Raw genomic sequence first — 23,180 nt, forward strand, 5'->3', positions numbered from 1 at the left:
TTGATATTCGTTTGGTGATTGAGATTGAGATTGAGATTGAGATTGAGATTGAGATTGAGATTGGATCTGGTTTCGGTTGATAGTCGTTCAGTGATCACCTGACCCTCGTCGCCTCAACCGAGCAGGAGGGCAGGCCGGCCCTCCTGCACCTGCGGCTTGCGCGAAATATTGCCCTGCGGGTAAACCTCCCACGTCTTTCGGGCTGACGAGCCAGCGCGATGGGCATCCCTGCCCAAGCGCGCTTTTCGCGGGCGTCCTGCCCGCTCACTCTACCCTCCATCCTCGTCGGCAATATTCCTGATTGCGCTCAAGGTTAAAAGCACATTTGAGCTGCCGAGTGAAGAGTGGAGGTAGGACGCGAGGCATGGATGCCGAGCGAGCCGTGCTTGAGCAGGAGCGAATCACGGCGGTCCGTCAGCCGAAACGATGATTGAGGGAACCTGCGAAGCAGGCAAGCGATACGTGCGCTAGCGCAGGGGTTCCAAGGGGGTTACGCGCTTGTAACCCCTTTGGCGGTTGGAGCATCGGAGGCAAGGTGAACACTGAAGCTTTAACAACCGAACCAATCACCAAACTGAACCAAACTGTACCAAACTGAATTGTAATAAATCCCCCTGCCCTCCCACCATAACTCGTGCTAACATAACCCCAGCAAATAATAATGATAATCAAATCGATAACAATAATCATTTGTTAAAAAAGAGTAACAATGCCAGCTGCTTATTCCTCAGATCAATCGTCAACAACAGCGCTGAAACCAGCCCCCACTCCAGGTGCGCAAACGCAGCGCCGACACGCCCTGTTACTGCTTCTCAGCCTCCTTATATTGATGCTGGTGATGGCGGCCAGCCTGATGTTCGGGGCCAAAGCTATCCCCTTATCCGTGGTGTGGCAAAGCCTGCTCGGTGAGAGCCACAATGCCGATAGCATTTTGATATTGGAATCACGCCTGCCGCGCACCCTGATCGGGGTGCTCGCGGGTGCTGCCTTGGGGTTATCAGGTGCGGTGATCCAAGCGCTGACCCGCAACCCGCTGGCTGATCCCGGTATTCTCGGGGTGAATGCAGGGGCCAGTTTTGCTGTGGTCATCGGCATAGTGGTGTTTGGCGTGCACGCCATTTACGGCTATATGATCTCGGCATTTATCGGCACCCTGATCACCACTCTGGTGGTCTATTGGGTCGGCGCAACCGGCGGCGGGCGGGTGAATCCTCTGCGCCTGACACTCTCTGGCGTCGCCATTGGTGCGGTATTAACCGGCATCACTTCCGGTATCTCGCTGACCCATCCACAGGTTTACGATAGTGTCCGCTTCTGGCAAGCGGGATCGCTGGATATCCGTAACATGGCGGTGGTGATAGCCGTCGCCCCACTCATTCTGCTCGGTTGCATCATTGCCCTGCTACTGGCGCGGTCACTAAATGCCATACATATGGGGCAGGATCTGGCGGCGGCGATGGGGGCGCGTATTGCCCGCACCCAATTTTGGGCGGTAATCACCATCACTCTATTATGTGGTGCGGCGACCGCGGCCGTCGGCCCTATCGCCTTTGTTGGCCTGATGGTGCCACATATTGCGCGCTGGATTGTCGGGCCAAATCAGGTCTGGATTTTACCATTTACGCTGGTAATGACACCTATCCTGCTATTGGCATCCGATATTGTTGGGCGCTTTTTGGTGCCGGGCGAATTGCGGGTTTCCATCGTGACCGCATTTATTGGTGCGCCCCTACTGATCTGGCTGGTACGGCGTAACAAAAGGATGACCACACTATGAAACCCGCCACACCCACGTGGCTATTGGGGCGTCCTGATGGCCCGGTAAACTTACGTGTCCGGTCACGCAGTTTGATGGTAGGCGCTCTGCTATTACTGGCTTGCTTACTGAGTGCGCTGTTGGCATTAATGGCCGGCACGCTGTCGTTATCTCCCGAGCAGGTGGTGAATGCCTTGCTCGGCAATAGCCATGGCACTGTGGATATTATCGTCAATCAATGGCGCTTACCCCGTGCTGTGATGGCGCTAATTTTCGGGGCGGCGCTAGGTGTTAGTGGCGCAATATTTCAATCATTAGTGCGCAACCCACTGGGCAGCCCAGATGTCATCGGCTTCAATGTGGGGGCCTATACCGGCGCACTGGTCGCCATCACGTTGTTTAATGGCAACTATTTTGAGATTGCCAGTAGCGCACTGGTGGGGGGGTTACTCTCCGCCATTGCGGTCTATTTACTGGCATATCGGCAGGGGATTCAGGGCTTTAGGCTGATTATTGTCGGCATTGCCATGGGTGCAATGCTGACGGCATTCAATACCTGGCTGACGATCACCGCGTCACTGGAGTCTGCCATGACCGCCGCGGCCTGGGGGGCCGGTTCACTCAATGGCCTGACTTGGGCGAAAAGTCTGCCTTCGGTGCTGTTTATCACTATCGCCATGCTGGTTGCGATACTACTTAGCCGCCGTATGCCGTTGCTCGAAATGGGTGATGATGCTGCGGGTGCTTTGGGTGTGCCAGTGGAGAGAACGCGCCTGAGCCTAATGGCGATTGGGGTGATTCTGATGGCTGCCGTCACCGCCGCCGCTGGGCCAATCTCCTTTATTGCCTTAGCCGCGCCACAAATTGCACGGCGTCTGGCGGGAACATCATCAGTGACCTTCACCGCCTCGGCGTTGATGGGGGCGTTTCTGTTGATCGCAGCGGATCTCTGCGCCCAACACCTGTTTTTACCTAATCAACTGCCAGTCGGTGTTATCACTATCAGTATTGGTGGGCTGTATCTTATTTGGCTTTTAATCCGGGAGTCCGGGCGATCATGACTATTGTTAACCCAGCGAGCAGCACCCCCCGTTTGCAGGCTGATGCCCTGACACTGGGCTATGACGGCAAGGTAATCAGCCAAAATTTGAGTGTCGCCATTCCTGATGGTGAGTTTACGGTGATAGTCGGCCCCAATGCTTGTGGTAAATCGACATTGCTGCGCGCATTGAGCCGTTTGCTGAAACCGCAGGCGGGCCAGGTGATTTTGGATGGCAAGAATATCGCCAGCCTTGATACTCGCCACGTCGCACGCCATTTGGGCTTATTGCCGCAAAGCTCGCAAGCACCGGACGGTATCAGCGTATTGGATCTGGTGGCGCGGGGCCGCTATCCCCATCAGAAGCTATTACAGCAGTGGACACAGGCTGATAAACGGGCAGTCAGTGAAGCGATGCAGGCCACTGGCGTCAGTGAACTGGCTGACCGGTCAGTCGATGCCCTATCTGGCGGGCAGCGCCAGCGAGTCTGGATCGCCATGGTACTGGCGCAGCAAACACCGCTGCTGCTGTTGGATGAGCCAACCACCTATTTGGATATCGCCCATCAGATTGATTTACTTGAGTTATTCAGCCACCTGAATCAGCACAATAACCACACGCTGGTTGCTGTCCTGCATGATCTCAACCACGCCTGCCGCTACGCCAGCCATATTATCGCCATGCGCGACGGGCAGATAGTGACGCAAGGTAAACCGCGCGAGGTGATTACCGCCCAGTTGGTAGAACAGGTGTTTGGTATGCCGTGTTTGATTATTGATGATCCGGTGTCGGGGACGCCGTTGGTGATCCCGAGGGGGAGATTTAGGGTTTCGGTTTAAGTTTAAGTTTAGTTAGATCGGATCAGGTTTCGGTTGATAGCGGCTCAGGCGATCGGTTCGGTTGACATGAGATCGGCGTTCACTTGGCCTCCAGCGCCTCAACCGCCAATGGGGTTACAAGCGCGTAACCCCCTTGGAACCCCTGCGCTTGCGCACGTATCGCTTGCCTGCTTCGCAGGTTCCCTCGACTCATCCTTTCGCTGGCGGGACGGCTTTATTCGCATCCCTGCTCATGACGCCTAAATCCGCCGTCCATGGCGGATTTCCCTTGCTCCACTCTTCACTCGGCAGCTCAAATGTGCTTTTAACTTCAACACCTAAAACAAAGAAGAGGGTTTTGATGTTGAGCGCAATCAGGAATATTGCCGACGAGGATGGAGGGTAGAGTGAGCGGGCAGGACGCCCGCGAAAAGCGCGCTTGAGCATGGATGCGAATCGCGCTGGCTCGTCAGCCCGAAAGACGTAGGAGGTTTACCCGCAGGGCAATATTTCGCGCAAGGCGCGGGTGTTGGGCCGCCGCCCTGCGGCCCGACTCGGTTGAGGCGTCGAGGGTCAGGTGATCACTGAACGAATATCAACCGAAACCAGATCCAATCTCAATCATCAACCACCACACCGTGCTCCCAGCAATCGCCCTAATCCCTCAATCAGCCCCCCTCGCCAACAGAGTGAATCATGCCCGCCGCAATAAACCCGATACTGTAATCGATGCCCGGCACGGCGTAGCGCTTCACTCATCACTTCATTGACCTGATAAATCACATCCTCGTGGCGGCCTGCTTCCATAAATATATTCAACGGCTGGTTAGCCCCCAACCCTTGCAACACCTGCTCAGTCAACCAGCCCTGACGCTCGACCGTACCGGCGGTTAACCCCTTAACATGGTCGACGTCCGGCCACCAAAAAGAACCCGATTGGCTCAGCACGCAGCCAAAACGCTGTGGCCAGTGTAATCCGGCATACAGCGATGCCAAGCCGCCAAAACTTTGCCCCGCCACCACGGTGCGAGATGGCTGCTCGGTAAAGGGTTGCAGCAAGGCCACTTGCGGTAACAGCTCCGTTTGCAACGCCTGCCAGAAATCCTGATTGCAGGGCAGTTCCTGTGAACGATGCTTTTGGTCAATGATATCTACCAACACATACACAGTGGCAGGAAGGCGGCCCACAGCGGTTTCATTATCCAGTACGCCAAACAGTGGCTGTCTCTCCGCCCAATACTGCCCATCGAGCAAGATAGCTAATGGCCGCTCGGCCAGAGCTTCAGCACTGCCCGTAGAGTAAATCCACACCTTGCGGCTGTTAGCTAATAACGGGCTGTCCCAAGTGATCAGTTGCAGCCGTTGTGGATCGGGCGGGAGTGGTTGGCCTGCATCAATGGGGTGCCAGGCGGGCTGTGGCAGAGCATCGGCTAAATGTATCGCCGAGAGCGCCATCCCCCGATAACTAGCATGGGCGGCAGTGTGGTTTAGCGGGTCGTTTTCCGCCAGATCCATTAATGAGATCCACCAATTACGCTGTGCCAGACGCCGCTCCTGCCGGCTGCCTGCCGGCAAACACAAACACGTCTCGCCAGTGACGGGAATAAAGCTGTAGCTGCCGCGAAAATCAGACTCCACCTCCGCCTGCCAATACCAGACATCGGTCTGGCCCAACCGCTGGAGGGTTTCAGGATTGACACTGTGGTGATCAGTTACACCGTTGACGTCGATATATACCCGGCTAACCACAGCATCGCGCGCCCTACCCTGCCGATCACGCCAGAGAAATGTCAGCTTTACTTTGCCCTCACCCAGCGGTTCAGCCAGTGGAGTGCCCCACTGTGCAATCTGCTGCCACCAGCCGTCACTGCCGGCCGAAGGTGAGTGTAACAACTGCTGACTATCTGGATATCGGTTCACCACGCTCACGGACTATCCTTTTTGAGTAGGCTCAGAATTATTAATATTACCGATAATTGATTAAAGAAAAGTAAATTTTTACCTCGATTCGCGCCATTTATGCCTCGCGTTTTAAAAAAAACAGAATAAATTCAGTGTGCTAACCTTTATGTAACCTTTCCATTCAATCAGCGTAACCGGACAAAACCATTCTAAAAACAGGGGGATAGCCCTATACTCGCTGACAGCATAATTTCATACCGCCACTCATTCGGGTTAAAAATGCCAGTATTCATGGGAATATCACAGCTTATGCATCGGATGCGCGCCAGTAAAAAGCGCATGTGCGGTATGCTGCTGATTGCCTGCTGGTTGATCCTCAATGCGCAATTGGCGGTTGCCAGCCATCAATGTGATATCACGCCTGCCGCCTCGCCAGTCTTTACTCAGCACCAAGGCCATTTGCAGAACCAAGGTCATTTGCAGAACCAGATGCATGACATGCCATCGATGATGAATATGTCCCATGGTCAGGCGCAAAACTCACTGTGCGAAAAGCACTGCATCCCTGACTCAGTGCAGTCTGACAGCGGTATGCTGGTACTGGCAGCCCTGCCGACCCATACTGAATTAGTGCTGGCAGATGTGCAGCAAAACCCGCGCATTCACCGCCTTGACTGGCAAACACCCCCAATTGTTGGCCCCCCCACCGAAATCGTTTTCTGCCGATTTAGAGAGTAACTCCAGACCTAGCTGATCGCATTTTTCAGGCCGCCTTAGTGCGGTGCGTTGCGCTTATTTTATGTTTTGGAGTTATTCCTATGAGTTTCTTATCTAATGCCCTCTCCGCGACTGCGGCTGTTGTACTTTCTGCGGTGACTCTGTTCTCTGCCCCCCTGTTTGCCGCGACTCAACCAATGGCAGACAGTATGCCGATGTCCCACCCTCATGGGGCGATGATGGCGGATAGCGCCGCTACTGACGCCGATAATTACCACTCGCGCGGGCAGATTAAAGCCTGGAGTGCTACCAGTGTCTCCATCGCCCATACCGCCATTCCGGCGCTGAACTGGCCACCGATGACCATGAGCTTCGACCTGCCGGAGAGTTTGGTCGCAGCCCCCTTGCCGGTCGGCACGCCGGTGACATTCAGCTTTCGCCAAACCCCTCAGGGCTATCAGTTGACCGCCATTTCAGCGCAGCAGCCGTAAGGCGGGAGTCACCATGAACTCATCACTTAATCACCCGCCACAGGGGCGGCCCACGGCTGCATGGCGTTTAGGATTTGTCAGTTGGTTGATGGCAGCGGCGTTCACTCTGCCCGCAGTGAGCCACGCGGCAGACATCACGCTGGAACAGGCGCTCACCTCCGCTGAGCGCTATTCGGCTGAGCTGTCTGCTAACCAGCATCAGGTTAATGCGCTGGAAAATATGGCCAGTTCCGCCACCCAATTACCTGATCCTAAACTGAAATTCGGCATTGAAAACCTGCCCGTCGGAGGCAACAATGCCCGCCGCTTTACCCGTGAGGGCATGACCATGCAGCGCGTCGGCATCATGCAGGACTATATCAGCAGCGATAAACGGCAAAGAAAGGCCGATACCCTCAGCGCTGAAGCACGTAAAACCGCCGCGGGTAGTGAAACCATCCGCACCCGGCTGCAAAAAGAGGCCGCGCAGGCATGGCTGGATCTGGCCCTAACTGAGCAGGCGGTCAGTGATGCCAAGGTGCTGGTGCAGGAGAGCGAAAAACAGGTGGCGCTGCAACGGGCGGGAGTTGCCAGCGGTGGCGCACTACCCAGCAGTGTGCTTGATGCCCGCCTGGCCCTCTCATCGATGCAGGACAGATTGACCACCGCCTTGCGGGATGTCGCCCTGGCGCAAACCCAGTTGACCCAGCTGACCGGCATTGAGGTCAATCACATCAGCGGCCCCTTGCCCCATTTCACCCGTCTGCCTGCCGAGATAACCCTGTTGCGCGAGGCCATCAACCAACACCCGGAGGTGTTGCTCGCCAGCCGTGAAGCGGATGTTGCCAAAGCCCGCTCGGCGCAATCGGCTATTGCCGCCACCCCCGATATTGGGATTGAAGTCTATTACGCCAAACGGGCGGACGAATATGAGGATATGGCGGGCGTGATGGTGACCGTCGATCTGCCGCTGTTCCGCTCACAACGGCAGGACAAAGATTACGCCGCTGACCTCTCGCGCTCCATGGAAGCCAATGACCAACTGACCTTACTGACCCGCGATCATCGGGCGCAGCTCGACACACTGTTGGCGCAGTATCAGGCCAGCCAGCAGTTATGGCATCGGCAAACAGCTGAGGTGTTACCGCTGCAAAAACAACGGGTTAATTTGGTGATGGCACAATATCAGGCCAATAAAAGTGATTTGGGCAGTGTGCTGGAAGCACGGCGCGCCCTGCTCGACAGCCAACTCAATGCCAGCAATGCCGCCAGAGAGTTAGCCCGCACTTGGGCTGCCATCCGTTATCTGACCCCGCAGGAGAGCGCGCAATGAAAAAGCAATTGAGTTTAACCTTGGTGGCGGTCGCGGTGATCAGTGGCCTTGGCGGTTATCTGTTAGGGCAACCGCCGTCAACTGCCCCAGCAGCAGCGGCAACCCACGCCGATGCAACAGCAGAAAATAGCCGCACCGTGCTCTATTGGTACGATCCGATGTCACCCGGTCAACGTTTTGATAAACCGGGTAAATCGCCTTTTATGGATATGGACTTAGTGCCGCGTTATGCCGGTGAAACCACTGACGATGGCGGCGTGACCATCAGCGCGCGTCAACAGCAAAATCTGGGGGTTCGCACTGCGCCAGCAGAGATGCGCGCGCTCAACTATCGCCTGCATGGTTACGGCACCGTCGCCACCGATGAGCGCACTCTGCAAGTGATCGCCGCGCGTGCTAACGGCATCATTGAACAGTTGTACGTGCGCGCCAATCAGCAACCGGTCACTAAAAACCAGCCATTAGCTCAACTCTGGGTACCCGATTGGAGTGCCGCCCAGCAGGAGTATCTGGCGATCCGCACCCTGGGTGATAGCCAACTGACCGCCGCCGCCCGCCAGCGGCTACAGCTGCAATTTATGCCCGAAGAGGTGATTCGCAGCGTGGAGAGAAGTGGTCAGCCGCAAACACGGGTGACACTGCGCTCCCCCTCTGATGGCTATGTGAATAAGCTGGATATCCGCGTCGGCTCGCAAGTCACCGCGACACAATCACTGTTCGAGCTGGCGAGTCTTGATCCGGTATGGATCGTCGTCGATTATCCGCAATCGCAAGCCAGTTTAGTCACTCTCGGCAGCACTATTGCGGCCACCACCGCCAGTTGGCCGGGTGAGACTTTTCATGGCAAAATCAGCGAGTTACTGCCCAATATGGAGCTAGCCACCCGCACTCTCAAGGCGCGAGTGGTGCTGGAAAATCCGCAGCAGCAGCTCAAACCGGGTATGTACCTGAGTGTGCAATCAGCATCCGCAGATAAACTGCAATCAGTGCTAGCGATCCCGCAGGAAGCCTTGCTGATGAGCAGCAACCGCAACACCGTGCTACTGGCACAAGGGGAGGGTCACTTCAAGCCAGTCGAGGTGAGTACCGGGCAAACTCAGGAGGGTTGGGTAGAGATCAAATCCGGCTTGAATGTGGGCCAGTTAGTGGTCACCTCGGGTCAATTCCTGATTGATTCAGAAGCCAACCTGCAAAGCGCCCTGCCGCAAATGGATGACACTCCAGCAGCCGTCACGCCGCCAGCAGAGAGTGCAGCCGGCAGCCCAGTTGATATCTACTCGGTGCAGGGGGAGGTCAAAGCTATCAACGGCCAGAGCATCACCCTATCTCACGGCCCGATAGCCGCGCTGAAATGGGGGGCGATGACCATGGATTTCCTGCTGCCCACGAGCAAGTTAGCACCGGAAATCGTGGTGGGCAGCCGGGTTAATTTCACCTTTACTCTCAGCGAACAAGGGGCGCAGATCCGCCAGATCCAGCCGATAAAATCAAATAGCAGTGCCGATATCCATGGAGGCCACTTATGATTGCCGCCATTATCCGCTGGTCACTGCGCAACCGCCTGCTGGTGCTACTCGGCGCGGTGATGATGGCCGCGTGGGGAGTCTGGTCACTGCAACAGACCCCGCTCGATGCCCTGCCGGATCTCTCTGATACCCAAGTAATTATTCGCGTCAGTTACCCCGGCAAAGCGCCGCAAGTGGTGGAGGATCAGGTCACCTATCCACTCACCACCACCATGCTCTCGGTGCCCGGCGCCAAAACCGTGCGCGGTTTCTCGATGTTCGGCGATGCCTATGTCTACGTGCTGTTTGACGATGGCACCGATCCCTACTGGGCGCGCTCACGGGTGCTGGAGTATCTCAGCCAGGTGCAATCTACCCTGCCCGCCGAGGCCAAAGCCGCACTGGGGCCGGATGCCACTGGTGTCGGCTGGATTTATGAATATGCCTTAATCGACAGAAGTGGCAAACACAGTTTGGCGGATCTGCGCGCACTGCAGGATTGGACGCTAAAATTTGAGCTGAAAACCGTGCCGAATGTCTCGGAAGTCGCCAGCGTCGGCGGAATGGTGCGCCAGTATCAAGTGGTGCTCGATCCCGAACGGATGCGGGCGCTAAATCTCTCCCATCAGCAAATTGCCAACGCCATTACCGACAGCAATCAGGAGGGCGGGGGGTCAGTGCTGGAGATGGGAGCCGCCGAATATATGGTGCGGGCCAGCGGTTACCTGAAAACGCCAGCTGATTTCAGCAATATCGTGATCACCAGCCGTGATGGCACTCCCATTTTACTCTCCGATGTCGCCAGTGTGCGCATGGGGCCAGAGATGCGCCGTGGCGTGGCGGAGCTGAATGGTGAAGGGGAGGTCGCCGGCGGCATCATTGTGATGCGCTACGGCAAAAATGCGCTGGAAACTATCAATGCGGTGAAAGAGAAGCTGCAACAGATTCAGCGCAGCTTGCCTGCTGGGGTGGAGATCGTGCCGGTTTATGACCGATCGCAACTGATCACCCAGGCCATCGACAGCCTGTCATTTAAGCTGCTGGAGGAGTTTTTAGTCGTCGCGGTCATCTGCTCACTGTTCCTGTTCCACTTCCGCTCAGCACTGGTGGCGATCATCACCCTGCCGCTGGGGATCCTCGGCGCCTTTATCGTGATGCACTATCAGGGGGTCAATGCCAATATTATGTCGCTTGGCGGCATTGCCATTGCTATCGGGGCCATGGTGGATGCGGCGATCGTCATGATCGAGAACATGCACAAGGTGCTGGAGCAGTGGCGGCGGAGTCACCCCGGACAAACGCCGGCCAGCCAGGACTATTGGCGCATATCAGAGCAGGCAGCCATTGAAGTCGGCCCGGCTCTATTTTGCAGCTTATTAATCATCACCCTATCCTTTATTCCGGTCTTTACCTTACAGGCGCAGGAGGGGCGGATGTTCTCCCCGCTGGCCTTTACCAAAACCTACGCCATGGCGGTTTCGGCGGGTTTAGCCATCACCCTGGTTCCGGTATTAATGGGCTATTTTATTCGCGGAAAAATTCCCGATGAGAGTGCCAATCCAATTAACCGCGCCCTGATTACAATCTATCATCCGGTACTCACCGCCGTGTTGGCGCGGCCTAAAACCACCCTGGCGATTGCGGGTATGTTGCTGCTGGCAACCCTCTACCCCCTCAGTCGCTTAGGCAGCGAATTTATGCCCGCGCTGGATGAAGGCGATTTGCTATATATGCCCTCCACCCTACCGGGGATCTCGGTACGGGAAGCCAGCCACTTGCTGCAACAGACTGATCGTCTGATCAAAACGGTGCCGGAAGTGGCGACAGTATTTGGTAAAGCCGGGCGGGCCGAGACAGCTACCGACCCCGCGCCGCTCACCATGATCGAAACCACCATCCGCTTTAAGCCAAAGGATCAATGGCGACCCGGTATGACCATGGATAAGTTGATCGAGGAGCTGGACGCCACTGTCAATGTCCCCGGCATTGCCAATCTGTGGGTGCCGCCGATCCGCAACCGTCTGGATATGCTGTCCACCGGCATCAAAAGCCCGGTCGGGATAAAAGTTAACGGCAAAAATGTGCAGCAGATCGAGCAGGTCGCACAACAAATTGAGCAGGTGGTGCGCAAGGTGCCCGGTGTCACTTCAGCACTATCTGAACGGCTGACAGGGGGGCGCTATGTGGATATCGATATCGATCGCCTGCGGGCGGCCCGCTATGGGGTGTCAGTCAAAGAGCTACAATCACTGGTGGCAACAGTTATCGGCGGGCAAAACATCGGCGAAACCATTGAGGGGCGCGAGCGCTACCCCATCAATCTGCGCTATCCACGGGAAATTCGTGATTCACTGCAAAAACTGCGTGATTTACCGGTGGTGACGGCCAATGGTGGGCAAGTGGCGCTCTCCGAACTGGCTGACATAAAGGTGAGCGAAGGCCCACCGATGCTGAAAAGTGAAAACGCGCGCCTATCCGACTGGGTGTATGTCGATCTGCGCGGGCGAGATTTGAAATCAGCGGTCACTGAGATGCAGCAGGCGGTGGCACAGCAAGTGAAGCTGCCGGAAGGGGTATCACTTGGCTGGTCTGGGCAGTTTGAATATCTGGAACGGGCGACGGCAAAACTGAAAATTGTGTTACCCGTCACCCTGATGATCATTTTCGTGCTGCTCTATGTCACCTTCAGCAGTGTGCGCGATGCCGCACTGATCATGGCCACTCTGCCCTTTGCACTGATTGGTGGTGTCTGGCTGCTGTATGGATTGGGATATAACTTTTCCGTTGCCGCGGCGGTAGGCTTTATCGCACTGGCGGGGGTCGCGGCGGAATTTGGTGTCATCATGGTGCTCTATCTCAATCAGGCCGTGAAAAAGCATCAACAACCCGGCATAACCATGACCGCCAGCCAGATGAGCGCCGCGATCCACGAGGGGGCCGTGCTACGAGTGCGACCAAAAGCCATGACCGTCGCCACCATCATGGCGGGCCTGCTTCCAATCATGTGGGGTGGCGGGACTGGTTCAGAAGTGATGCAGCGCATTGCCGCACCCATGATCGGCGGAATGGTCAGTGCACCACTACTTTCGATGCTGGTTATACCGGCGGTCTATATGCTGCTGCATAAAAAATGTAACGAAACGCCATAAAACGGCAATAAAAATCATCCTGGCCCTAACTCTTGCCTCAAAGGAGTTAGGGCGCTCTCATTTGCTGTCATATCACTTCTCAGCACAACTGATGTAACCGAAAAGAAATTAATCCACTCAACACCAATAACCCGCACCATTTAGCGCCCACATAAGGGCTAAATAAGATATTGGCAGCGCCCTCTATTCTCTATTGATATCTCATAAAAACCAAATATTATATTTTAAGGTATAAAAATAGAATGACTCGGCAGAAATAAAGAAGAACCATCTATTAACTGTAACTTAATTAAAAATGAAATTACATAAAATATAATACAATAGAAAAATAATAAGAAAAAGAAACGATAAATAATAAACTTTAGGCTAACGATGCTCATCACAGACTTGTTAACAATAATTAATCCGTGCAAGAATATGCTGAGTAAACATTAGAACTGTTGAGATTTAGAATAAATCAGGCGCACAACATCTTAATGCTCTTACTACTATCATTAGATCGCAACAGAAACAGTAAAAACACTAAAATAATAAGCGTAACCCTTATAAAGGATAGGTGGCCGCCAATATGGAGACAAATGAGATTGTGTTTAAATTAGAAGGGACAGTGCTATTCTCCCCTGCACAACGCTGCTTAAATGGGCCCAATGGGGCGATTGCGATATTAACTGAGAATAATATTAGGTTTTTAAAACTATTACTCAGCGGCGTGACTGAAAAAGAGCAGATCATTAATCAGGTGTGGAAAGAACAACGGGGCGCGGTCAGCGAAAGCAGCTACTACGGGCAACTCTATATGTTGCGCAAAGCATTTGTTCAAGTCGGGCTGAAAGAGTCGCTGATCCATACTATTCCACGCAAAGGTGTGCGCTATATCGGTGCCGTCAACCAAATCACAACCTGTGATGAGGCGACTGAACAGCCACAACAGAGTGAAACCAACATCCTAGCCACAGCAGCCCCCGCACCACTTGCCCTCTCCCCCTCGATGGCAAGTGTGGTTGCGCAAGTTGCGCTGCCGCCTACTAAACCGGGGTTTTTACAAAGCTACCGCTGGAAAAAATTAATCTCTCTGCTGGCATTTTTCTCTTTCTGCTGGCTCTCATTCCTCTCAGTCTTAGTCATAATTATATTATTTCATGGCGATACTCCTCATCCTTAACACCATTAATCAGATAAGGATAATTTAACAAGATTAAATGATGATAATGAAATGGCACTGGTGAAAAAAAAACAGTTAAATAGCTACCACTACGAACGAGGCGAATATAAACACATCGATTCGGCGAGTAGTAAAACACCCAACTAATCTAGTTAAGTATCTACTTAGAATAAAATAATGGGGAATACCCCCCACCACTTAAAAACTTAAAAGGAAAACGAATATGATGAACTTAATCACTAAAGGCTATATCGCGACTCAACTGAAAACCGAAGAATTCATGAAAGATAATCGAGGTTCCATTATTGAATACGTCATGATTATTGCTTTAGCGGCTATCCTTATCGCGGCAGCCAAACAACCATTGGGAGATATGGTTAAATCCGTGATCGATACAGCCAAAGATGCAGTAAATATTCCTAATCAGTAACGCATTAGAGCTGAGAGGCAACAGATATAAGTTTAATTATTCAATATGGCAACCTTAGATTGCCATATTGAACTTCTATATGAGGAGCCATATTGGGAATTATTAATTTTTTGTTAACCAGCTTATTAATGCTACAGCTACTGCTAATTTGCTATAGCGACATCCGCCACCGTATCATTAGCAATAGGTTTATTATGACTATTGCAATCAATACATTAGCTTTAGGTTTTTTTCAATACCATAGGGTCAGTATCATTATTCCACTGTTCGCACTAGTGACTGGCTATATCCTATTTAATTTCAAACTGATTGGAGGTGGCGATGTAAAGTTAATTACCGTATTACTATTAGCTTTAACCGCAGAGCAATCGCTAAATTTCATACTCTATACGGCAATCATGGGGGGAGTTGTGATGATTATAGGTATGCTTATCAACCGCGCTGATATTCAACAACGAGGAGTACCTTATGCTGTCGCCATTACTGGTGGTTTTTTATTATCTCTATTTACCTAAAAATAAATAATTTGTCTCCCATAAGCATAGAGGTTAGCAATAATGAACCGTAAACTTATTTTATTATTTTCACTTATCATTATAGCAATAGGTGCCGCAGGAGTATTGGGTAATAGGGAAGATGGCAGCAATACTCTCACTAATCTCGTCGAACCAAAAAAAGAGAAAATCGCCACTATTATGCTGGCACAATCAACACGCGACCTATCTTCAGGCACCATCTTAACTAAAGATGATTATGCGCTAAAGACAGTGATGGTGCCAGAATCTAGCCAACTAATAAAAAGTGATCTATCAAACCCTGAAAACATTAAAAGTCACTTATTGAAAACAAATATTCTTAGTGGCTCTTATATTACTAACGAGATGTTGGTCTCACCAGAGAGTAGTGAATTTGATCGCCTAAGCTTAAAAAAAGGTGAAGTCATTTATAAGTTTGATATAGAACAACAGGAGCAGCACTTACTTGATGTCTTAAATCTCGGTGATACCCTTTCGTTACAATTGAGAACCCTTGAGACAGATTTAAGAAAAGGAGTGGAAAATGGTATTGCTATTAACACCCAAGAGATGAATGACAGGAAAAAACAGAACTACTTATTAACTGAAGTCATTCCCAACATGCGAGTAATAAGGATAAAAAAGTACTCCGCCAACGAATTATCAGAAGAAAATAAGAAAAACCAAAAGACTAAAATCTCATTAGTTGGTTATATAGAGGTCATAATCAATACTGAGGAACTCAATATAATACACTTAGCGGAAAAGTCGGGTGACATATTTCTGATACCAGGCACTGAACTCCGTGATGAACATCATACATCAAAAAGCTTACATGACATTTTCCCCAAACTACGCACAATAAGAGAGCTAAGAGGATGAGATCAGTCAGAGCAAAATATCTAAACTGGGATACATTGTTTTTTTTACTTATCATCACGGTGTTACAAATAGTAGTTAACAAAGCCAATGCAAAATCGGTTTATATTTCTCCAGGTGAATCATACATCATTAAAACAGAGGCAGAGATAGATACTGTTTTTGTCTCTTCGGCCGCTGTAGCTGACTATGAATTAGTCAATAAAAATAGCATTATTGTTTATGCTAAAAGTGAAGGAACCACAGAAATAATATTATTTGATGATAAACACCAGGTGCTCGCAAAGAAAACTATCTTGGTAAATAATATTATTAATGCGGCAAATAAGCGAGTACTGATTGAGTATCCCGACAGTAACATTGACATTGATAAAATTGGCGACAGCTACATCTTAACCGGGATAGTGGAGTCAGAAGAGGAGAAAGACACCCTCGCCACTATTGTTGGCGAGGCTATTGGTAGTCAAAAAGAGAAAACCAGCGAGAGACAATATCTCAGCACGCCAGATTATGCACACATCGTTAATAAGTTAAAACTGCCACAAGCTAATCAAGTCAATGTCAAATTAACCATTGCCGAAGTCACCAAGGATTTCACTGAAAATGTCGGGGTAGATTGGAGCACTATGGGTGACGCCATTGGCTCTTTCCAGTTCGTTAAATTCAATGCCAATGGTATTAGTACATTAGTACATGCAATTAATGATGAATCTATTGCTCGTGTGTTAGCTGAGCCGAACCTCTCGGTATTATCAGGTGAGAGTGCATCATTTTTGGTTGGCGGTGAAATTCCTATTGCAAGTAACACTGAAAATAGTCAAACAGTGACTTATAAAGAATTTGGCATCAAACTCAATATTGGTGCCAAAGTAAATGAGAAAAAACGGATACGCATTCTCTTAAATGAAGAAGTTAGCAGCATAGGTAAATCATTTAGCATGGAAGGCGGCGATTCTTATCCTTCATTAAAAACACGTAAAGCCGCAACGACATTAGAGCTGGGTGATGGTGAAAGTTTTATCTTGGGCGGTCTTATCAGTAATAGCGAAAGAGAGTCGCTCAAAAAAATTCCATTTATAGGTGATATTCCTATATTAGGTGCTTTATTCCGCAATGCGCAAACTGAACAAAGCCAAACTGAGTTGGTCGTGATCGCCACAGTAAACCTGGTAAAACCTGTCTCAAGAAAAGAGATCGAACTACCTGATTTTATGCATACCTCAACACTTGAACGCCTCTTTAACTTTACCCATATTATGGAAATAAAAAGAGAGAGGATGGCTAAAGAGTTCCTAAGCAAGGGAGGGTTTATTAAGTGAAATTTTTATTAATCAGTAGCACACTCTTACTACCTAATTTATCTCATGCCACAACAATAATTAAGCCTATAGAGAGTGATCGTTCATTTGTTTTAGTTAAAAAAGACAAACTTACTGTAAACAGTAATAGTAAAGATGTCTATTATCTGAACAAAACTGTATATAGCCATTGTAAGTATAATCTTAATGACTATCGTGCATTAAAAAACAAAGCTATAGGATGTGCTGTAAATAACAATAGAAAACGCTCTAGTGACAATGGTGATATATGCAACTAATTCTCAACAAAGACTTAATCAGCAGAAAAGAGCATAAAATTAAAAATACCATTGTCATTATTTCCGAAAGAAACTGGGTAATTGAAAAAATATCTGAAAAAATACGACTGACGGACATAAATCAAATTAAAAGCGTCGAAAAGGATATTTTTAATGTGACAGCGGTAAATATTCCAGATCAGACTGTCGGAGTGATCCTTGACATCAGTGACAATGGTGATGTTGAAGATATATTAAATTTAATAAAAAATCATGTCCCTCGTGACTGCTGGTGTGTTTTAGTCGGTGATATTGACTCAATCACTATTGCACAGCAGTTTACTGAATGCGGGCTACTCTACTTAAATATTCAGTCACAATCAGCTGAACTAACACAATATTTACTGAAAGGCATTCAGATAGAATCAGAAAGAAAAGCCTTTTTTATCAGTGTGCTCGGTTGTAAAGGGGGAATTGGCACCACACTACTCAGTTATCATTTAGCTCATGAAGTAACTCAATTAAGAAAATCCCCCACTCTACTGTTACAAGGTAGTCAAGGATCGCAAGATCTTGACCTGGTGACAGAAAAAAAGATGGGTGCAGAGCTAACTGAATATCAAAAAAACCTTGATCTGATGTTATGTAAAGAGAAGAAGTTAAGTGATATTAATTTTCATAAAACTAAAAAGCATAGTTTTATTGTATTCGATCAACCAATTTATAATACACCGAAAGAAAACTTAACAGATTATATCGAATACTCTAACTGTATAGTTTTAATACTAGACAATAGCATGATATCAGTTCGGATCGCCAAAGAGTTTATTGATACTTATTCTCGTTTTAAGCGAGATAACAAGCGAGGTATTAAATTAATAATTTGCTTAAATGAGAGCCGTCCAGTCACTAAAGACATGCTAAACACCTCAGATGTGCAATCATTATTAGGACGAACAATAGATATTAAAATACCTTATATAAGCAAAGGAAGTGATTCAATTAGTCACTCAAACTACTTTGGCCGTAGAAAGAGATCAATTACCGAATTAGCCAAACATGCACTTGGCATTCGTATTAATACATCGGTATATAACAAAATGTGGATTAATAAGATTATACAACTGCTAAAATAAAAGGCTCATCATGAAGATACCATTATCTACACAAGAGTTAATCCGAGAAAAAATGCTAGCGAATATTGACACAGATAAGGTGGAACATCTGGTCAATGATTATAGCAGACTAATTAATCTTATTTCTCAAACATACCATGAGCTATTTAATGATAATGAGCATCAACTAACGACTCAAGATCAGAAAAAAATAGTCGAAATGATAGCAGATGAAATTACAGGATTTGGTCCACTAAGAGAGTTAATGGAAGATGACTCTATCAGCGACATTATGGTTAATGGCCCGGAGAAAATATTTATTGAGCGCTATGGGCTAATAAGCTTAAGCGATCGCCGATTTATTAATAATACTCAATTGACTGATATTACCAAGCGCTTAATGCAACGTGTAAATCGCCGTATTGATGAAGGTAGGCCTCTGGCTGATGCCCGCTTAGTTGATGGTAGCCGCATCAATGCAGCAATAAGTCCTATTACCTTAGATGGCACAGCACTCTCGATCCGAAAATTTAGTAATAATAAAAGAAAATTGGAAGACCTAGTCGATATGGGGGCAATGAGCAGTGATATGGCCAATTTTTTGATTATTGCCGCCAGTTGTCGGGTCAATATCGTTATCTCTGGCGGCACCGGTTCCGGGAAAACGACATTACTCAGCGCACTATCAAAATACATCTCTGAAAATGAGAGAGTGATTACCTTAGAAGATGCAGCTGAACTCAATCTTGAACAACCCCATGTGGTGCGCATGGAGACACGCCTAGCGGGGTTGGAAAATACCGGACAGATCACGATGCGGGATTTAGTCATTAACTCATTACGTATGCGCCCCGATAGGATCATTATTGGTGAGTGTCGCGGCGAAGAAACTTTTGAAATGCTCCAGGCGATGAATACTGGCCATAATGGATCAATGTCAACACTACATGCTAATTCACCTCGTGATGCCATAGCACGATTGGAGAGTATGATCATGATGGGGCCAGTTAATATGCCCATTTTTACTATTCGGCGTAATATTGCCTCAGCAATCAATCTAATAGTACAGGTCTCACGGATGAATGATGGATCCAGGAAAGTCCGTTATATAAGTGAAATTATGGGGATGGAAGGTGAGAATGTCGTATTACAGGATATTTTTTCATTCAAGCCAGATAAAGAACGTGATCAACAAGGTAAAATCCAGGGGGACTTTATTAATCATGGCTTATTTAGCCGCTCCGCTGTCAGGATAAATGCTGATATCTATAACTTATCAAATGAGTTAAGTAGTATTTTTTCAGTGGTGAAATAATGACATACTATATAATATTATCATCTGGTATTCTATTGTTGGTATTAAGCAGCTTGAAATGGATTAGAATAAAAAGATCCATTGACAACACTGAAAAAAGGACATTCAAAAAAAATCTTCAGATCACAAATTTCTTTAGAGAAATATTATTAGAGTGGACTGGCTACTTATCTTATATAGTTAAAAATAAAAACAAAAAGCATATAGCCATTCCGATGATTTACTTAATTTTTATATATTCAGTAAATTATAACTGGTTCCATATTAATATTTTTCTTATATCAGTATTTATCTTTATCAGTGTGATACTCCTCCAATTAAGGTTTTCGAGAAAAATGCATCATGCTATTTTTCATCAGGACTTTCCTGAGGTCATCTTGATGATAACCATGGCAGCCAGTAGTGGTGCAAGTATTAATCAAATATTAGAGCGTTGTGGATATGAAATAAATGGCCCATTGGGTGATGAACTTACCCTTATTTGCCGAAAGCTTAATTTGGGTGAGTCACCTGAAACTGTTTTTTATGATGCCTATCAGCGTTTTCACTACCCCGAGTTTTATTTTCTTATCACTATAATATTACTTAATCTGCAACAAGGTGGGCAATTAAGGGAGCTGACTAACCGCTTATCAAGCGTTATAGCGAAAAACAAAACATCTGAGCAGAAAAAAGCCGTAATGACCGCTCAGACTCGGATGTCAGTAAATATTATATCGTTAATGCCGCTGGCATTCTCTCTTTTACTCTATTTTATTGATCCGACAACAATAGAGTCAATGTGGAATCATAGTATTGGTAAGCTTATTTTTTACTATATTATCGCCAGTGAGTTAATTGGACTGGCATTAATAAGGAAAATGCTCAGGAAGACGTTATGAAAATATATTTTCTTATTGCTATCCCTCTATTTTTGATTGCCATGCTATTAAAGGAGAAATCAAAATCAAATAAAATCTCAGTATTTAATCGAGTAAATGGGCATGATAAAACACAAGAAAACAAAGAGAAGGTAAAAGAAGAGAAAGAGCAAGACGATAACTTAGCTCACTTTATAAAACTGCCAGCTATATTTTATAATATGGTTTATCTGAAGTTACTGATCATCATAATAGTCCTAGCAGTAGCTATTATATTGGTCGTGACAGGTACAATTACTATTAATCTGAACTCATTGATAGGGATTGGATTCATTACCATACTCGCGACCCTTTATCTGCCGAAAGTGATGATAAAAAAAATTATCGCCAGGCGAGTTGAATCTATACTTAAGTCGCTCCCATTCTTTATTGATATTACGGCCGCATGTGTGCAATCTGGAATGACAATAGACAGTTCACTGAGTTATGCTGCAAGAAAATTTGAGTTAATAAACCCAGACTTGAGCTTAATAATTCTCAAAATGGCTAAACGGGCAGAAATAAATGGTCTAGAAAGCGCAATTAAAGAGTTGCATCAATGCTCCACTGCAACTGAAATAAAAATGTTTTGTAGCACACTACAATACAGTATCAGTTTTGGTTCTACTGTTTATGACCAATTAATTAAGCTATCTCAAGATATAAGAGAAATGCAACTGTTAGTCACAGAAGAAAAAATAAGTAAATTGTCGACAAAACTGACACTACCTTTGTTTATTTTTATTCTTATTCCCTTTGTCGTATTAGTTATCTCACCTAGTGTTCTGGAGTTAATCGCTTATGTACAACAAGTTTAAATCTATACTCGCCATCTCTCTGTTTACATTTATAATCACTGGTTGCTCTTCTAATAATCTGAGTAAAAAGGAGTTCTCTTATCGAGAAAGTATTTTACTTAAAGCTAATAACTATGGTGGGCTTATTAGCTTATATCGTGAACAACTAAAAACAAAAGAGAATGATGCAGTTAGGCTAAAATTAGCGAATGCATACTATCTTGCCGGCGATAGTCAGTCGTCTTTATATTATTCAAAGCCAATAGTCGATAAAGAAAATGAATCTTACTATATTTTGCAAACCAAGAATCTCATTAACAGCAATGATAATGTTGCAGCAAAAATTGCGGTAAAAAAACTCCTCGCTATTTCACCGAAGAGTTCGGAGGCCCATAACTTGCATGGAATTATATTAGCTAATGATGGTGAGACCCATCAAGCTAAAATTGCTTTTGAACAAGCCCGCACTTTATTTATATCTGATGAAACCGCAATGAATAATCTTGCTGTCGTGGCAATGCTTGATGAACGTTATACTGATGCGGTTAGAATACTCTTACCTGACTATCTGGCCGGAAATAAAAACCCACAATTATTACATAACCTGGTGTTTTCACTTATTCAACTTGGTGATACTGCGTATGCAAAAAAGATAATTATTGCGGATAAAATGGCAACAGACCCTGATGAGCTAATATTAGCATTGAGTCAGGTGAGCCATCTTCGTCAAGAAAAATTAAGTTCCGAAGGTGTATGATGTGCAAGATAAAACGGCTATTTTTTCAATCAAATAGCGGCTCTGTTGCTATTGAGTTTTCAATACTCTTTATTCTGTTAATTTTCACACTGTTATTTTCAGCAGAAATCTCTCGCTTACTCTATATTTCTGCCAGCCTGGATCTGGCAGTTTCAGAAGCGGCAAAATCAGCTAAGAATAAGCAAGAAAATGATAGTGCAACTTATCAGTCGGTATTCCTTAATCGCCTAATGGCTCAGCAAGGTCTATTGGGGGCTTTTATAACCAATAATAACGCGGTCACTGCTAGTGTAGAATTTAGTGATAACATATCAGATATCATCGCTAATAAAATGAGCAAAGTATATACAGATCAAAAACTAGCACGTTATAGTGTTAGCTACACCTATAGTCCCCTTTTTTTCCCGATTCCCTCCGTCTGGTCTAATATATTGTTATCTCGCGAGGTGATTTTTGTACAAGAAAATTAAGCGTAATAATTTTATTCTCAACTGCCATGGTTCGGTAATTATCGAATTCGCATTTGCGGTTTTTATTATTACACTGCTTATCAAAGTGTTGCTCTCAGTGGCAACATATCAATCAACAGTGGGTAAATTGGATCGTATCTCATACTCTATTGCCGGGATAGTAAGGGAGCGGAGTAAATTATATGGCAGTGACTATCGTCTGACTCAGATGCAAGTTGATGAGTTAAAACGTCTCGCTGAAAAAATGCTATTAAATACGGGTATGAAAAGTTCTAACTTGGCAATAACAATTGAGACATTGCATTTTTTGCCGAGCAATCCTGAAATAAAAGATATTGATAATCAGAATACTGTTTCAGTTAGCCTCGGTTCATGCCAACCAATACGACCACTATCTAAGATGATAAATTTGTCACCCTATGCCCATACTGGCCGCTGGATACCACTGTATCAAGTCACATTATGTCTGCCGACCACAGGGGGAGGTTTGGCTATTCCGATAACATCGTCAGCTGTGGCGATTGAACGCTAACGCCTAACTCATAGCAACATGATAATAAAATTAATAAGGAAGT

23 protein-coding genes are annotated in these 23,180 nt (G+C 47.2%); 21 read left to right on the forward strand and 2 right to left on the reverse strand.

The genetic code is table 11. The features are described from left to right. Positions 1 to 709: 709 nt before the first annotated feature. Genes fepD through HRK25_RS03100 form a run of 3 tightly spaced genes read left to right on the forward strand, consistent with a single transcriptional unit; the run spans position 710 to position 3,635 of the window. Complete coding sequence (gene fepD, locus HRK25_RS03090) at positions 710 to 1,777, forward strand: Fe(3+)-siderophore ABC transporter permease (RefSeq protein ID WP_005279915.1); 1,068 nt, start codon at positions 710 to 712, stop codon at positions 1,775 to 1,777. Beyond that, a complete protein-coding gene (gene fepG / locus HRK25_RS03095) occupies positions 1,774 to 2,817 on the forward strand; it encodes an iron-enterobactin ABC transporter permease (protein ID WP_032899194.1) in 1,044 nt (347 codons plus the stop codon). Before fepD ends, fepG begins: the two co-directional genes overlap by 4 nt. Further along, positions 2,814 to 3,635, forward strand: a complete 822-nt coding sequence (locus tag HRK25_RS03100; RefSeq protein ID WP_032899195.1) for an ABC transporter ATP-binding protein — start codon at positions 2,814 to 2,816, stop codon at positions 3,633 to 3,635. Before fepG ends, HRK25_RS03100 begins: the two co-directional genes overlap by 4 nt. Positions 3,636 to 3,824: 189 nt before the next feature. Here the strand turns inward: HRK25_RS03100 and HRK25_RS03105 are convergent, their stop codons facing one another. Continuing rightward, positions 3,825 to 4,061 carry a hypothetical protein gene (locus HRK25_RS03105; RefSeq protein WP_099460365.1) on the reverse strand — a complete coding sequence of 79 codons (237 nt, stop codon included), beginning with the start codon at positions 4,059 to 4,061 and terminating at the stop codon, positions 3,825 to 3,827. 177 nt (positions 4,062 to 4,238) lie between these two features. After that, positions 4,239 to 5,543, reverse strand: coding sequence for an enterochelin esterase (fes, locus tag HRK25_RS03110; protein WP_005271192.1), 1,305 nt, complete (start codon positions 5,541 to 5,543; stop codon positions 4,239 to 4,241). A 282-nt stretch (positions 5,544 to 5,825) separates the two neighbouring features. Here fes and HRK25_RS03115 point away from each other — a divergent pair, with 282 nt between their 5' ends. The 18 genes from HRK25_RS03115 (at position 5,826) to tadF (ending at position 23,137) form a co-directional block, all read left to right on the forward strand. Next, on the forward strand, positions 5,826 to 6,254 hold the full coding sequence (locus HRK25_RS03115; RefSeq protein ID WP_049602694.1) for a hypothetical protein: 429 nt from the start codon (positions 5,826 to 5,828) through the stop codon (positions 6,252 to 6,254). Between the two features lie 80 nt (positions 6,255 to 6,334). Continuing rightward, positions 6,335 to 6,724, forward strand: a complete 390-nt coding sequence (locus HRK25_RS03120) for a copper-binding protein (protein WP_005271187.1) — start codon at positions 6,335 to 6,337, stop codon at positions 6,722 to 6,724. Positions 6,725 to 6,737: 13 nt separating this feature from the next. Further along, complete coding sequence (locus HRK25_RS03125; protein ID WP_005271184.1) at positions 6,738 to 8,036, forward strand: TolC family protein; 1,299 nt, start codon at positions 6,738 to 6,740, stop codon at positions 8,034 to 8,036. After that, on the forward strand, positions 8,033 to 9,562 hold the full coding sequence (locus HRK25_RS03130; protein ID WP_032896541.1) for an efflux RND transporter periplasmic adaptor subunit: 1,530 nt from the start codon (positions 8,033 to 8,035) through the stop codon (positions 9,560 to 9,562). Before HRK25_RS03125 ends, HRK25_RS03130 begins: the two co-directional genes overlap by 4 nt. Next, positions 9,559 to 12,690, forward strand: a complete 3,132-nt coding sequence (locus HRK25_RS03135) for an efflux RND transporter permease subunit (RefSeq protein WP_032896539.1) — start codon at positions 9,559 to 9,561, stop codon at positions 12,688 to 12,690. The genes HRK25_RS03130 and HRK25_RS03135 overlap by 4 nt, the downstream gene beginning before the upstream one ends. Positions 12,691 to 13,258: 568 nt before the next feature. After that, a complete protein-coding gene (locus HRK25_RS03140; RefSeq protein WP_032896537.1) occupies positions 13,259 to 13,852 on the forward strand; it encodes a winged helix-turn-helix domain-containing protein in 594 nt (197 codons plus the stop codon). Positions 13,853 to 14,075: 223 nt separating this feature from the next. Continuing rightward, on the forward strand, positions 14,076 to 14,282 hold the full coding sequence (locus HRK25_RS03145; protein ID WP_005271173.1) for a hypothetical protein: 207 nt from the start codon (positions 14,076 to 14,078) through the stop codon (positions 14,280 to 14,282). Positions 14,283 to 14,374: 92 nt separating this feature from the next. Further along, positions 14,375 to 14,797, forward strand: coding sequence for an A24 family peptidase (locus tag HRK25_RS03150; protein WP_005271170.1), 423 nt, complete (start codon positions 14,375 to 14,377; stop codon positions 14,795 to 14,797). Between the two features lie 42 nt (positions 14,798 to 14,839). Further along, a complete protein-coding gene (locus HRK25_RS03155; protein WP_005271166.1) occupies positions 14,840 to 15,679 on the forward strand; it encodes a CpaB family protein in 840 nt (279 codons plus the stop codon). Further along, positions 15,676 to 16,995 carry a type II and III secretion system protein family protein gene (locus tag HRK25_RS03160; protein ID WP_032896535.1) on the forward strand — a complete coding sequence of 440 codons (1,320 nt, stop codon included), beginning with the start codon at positions 15,676 to 15,678 and terminating at the stop codon, positions 16,993 to 16,995. Before HRK25_RS03155 ends, HRK25_RS03160 begins: the two co-directional genes overlap by 4 nt. Beyond that, complete coding sequence (locus tag HRK25_RS03165) at positions 16,992 to 17,273, forward strand: hypothetical protein (RefSeq protein ID WP_071984881.1); 282 nt, start codon at positions 16,992 to 16,994, stop codon at positions 17,271 to 17,273. The genes HRK25_RS03160 and HRK25_RS03165 overlap by 4 nt, the downstream gene beginning before the upstream one ends. Beyond that, positions 17,264 to 18,388 (forward strand): CpaE/TadZ family protein, encoded by a 1,125-nt coding sequence (locus HRK25_RS03170; protein WP_005271164.1) that lies wholly within the window; start codon positions 17,264 to 17,266, stop codon positions 18,386 to 18,388. Before HRK25_RS03165 ends, HRK25_RS03170 begins: the two co-directional genes overlap by 10 nt. 10 nt (positions 18,389 to 18,398) lie before the next feature. After that, positions 18,399 to 19,682: a TadA family conjugal transfer-associated ATPase gene (locus tag HRK25_RS03175; protein ID WP_032896533.1), complete on the forward strand. Its 1,284-nt coding sequence runs from the start codon at positions 18,399 to 18,401 to the stop codon at positions 19,680 to 19,682. Continuing rightward, positions 19,682 to 20,563: a type II secretion system F family protein gene (locus HRK25_RS03180; protein WP_032896530.1), complete on the forward strand. Its 882-nt coding sequence runs from the start codon at positions 19,682 to 19,684 to the stop codon at positions 20,561 to 20,563. Before HRK25_RS03175 ends, HRK25_RS03180 begins: the two co-directional genes overlap by 1 nt. Beyond that, positions 20,560 to 21,399, forward strand: a complete 840-nt coding sequence (locus HRK25_RS03185; protein WP_032896527.1) for a type II secretion system F family protein — start codon at positions 20,560 to 20,562, stop codon at positions 21,397 to 21,399. Before HRK25_RS03180 ends, HRK25_RS03185 begins: the two co-directional genes overlap by 4 nt. Beyond that, positions 21,383 to 22,135: a tetratricopeptide repeat protein gene (locus HRK25_RS03190; protein WP_032896525.1), complete on the forward strand. Its 753-nt coding sequence runs from the start codon at positions 21,383 to 21,385 to the stop codon at positions 22,133 to 22,135. Before HRK25_RS03185 ends, HRK25_RS03190 begins: the two co-directional genes overlap by 17 nt. Next, positions 22,132 to 22,605 carry a TadE/TadG family type IV pilus assembly protein gene (locus HRK25_RS03195; RefSeq protein ID WP_032896523.1) on the forward strand — a complete coding sequence of 158 codons (474 nt, stop codon included), beginning with the start codon at positions 22,132 to 22,134 and terminating at the stop codon, positions 22,603 to 22,605. The genes HRK25_RS03190 and HRK25_RS03195 overlap by 4 nt, the downstream gene beginning before the upstream one ends. Then, positions 22,589 to 23,137: a tight adherence pilus pseudopilin TadF gene (gene tadF, locus HRK25_RS03200; protein WP_032896521.1), complete on the forward strand. Its 549-nt coding sequence runs from the start codon at positions 22,589 to 22,591 to the stop codon at positions 23,135 to 23,137. The genes HRK25_RS03195 and tadF overlap by 17 nt, the downstream gene beginning before the upstream one ends. Positions 23,138 to 23,180 lie beyond the last annotated feature (43 nt).

Origin of the sequence: Yersinia bercovieri ATCC 43970 (genome assembly GCF_013282745.1) — a bacterium.
Classification (GTDB): Bacteria; Pseudomonadota; Gammaproteobacteria; order Enterobacterales; family Enterobacteriaceae; genus Yersinia; species Yersinia bercovieri.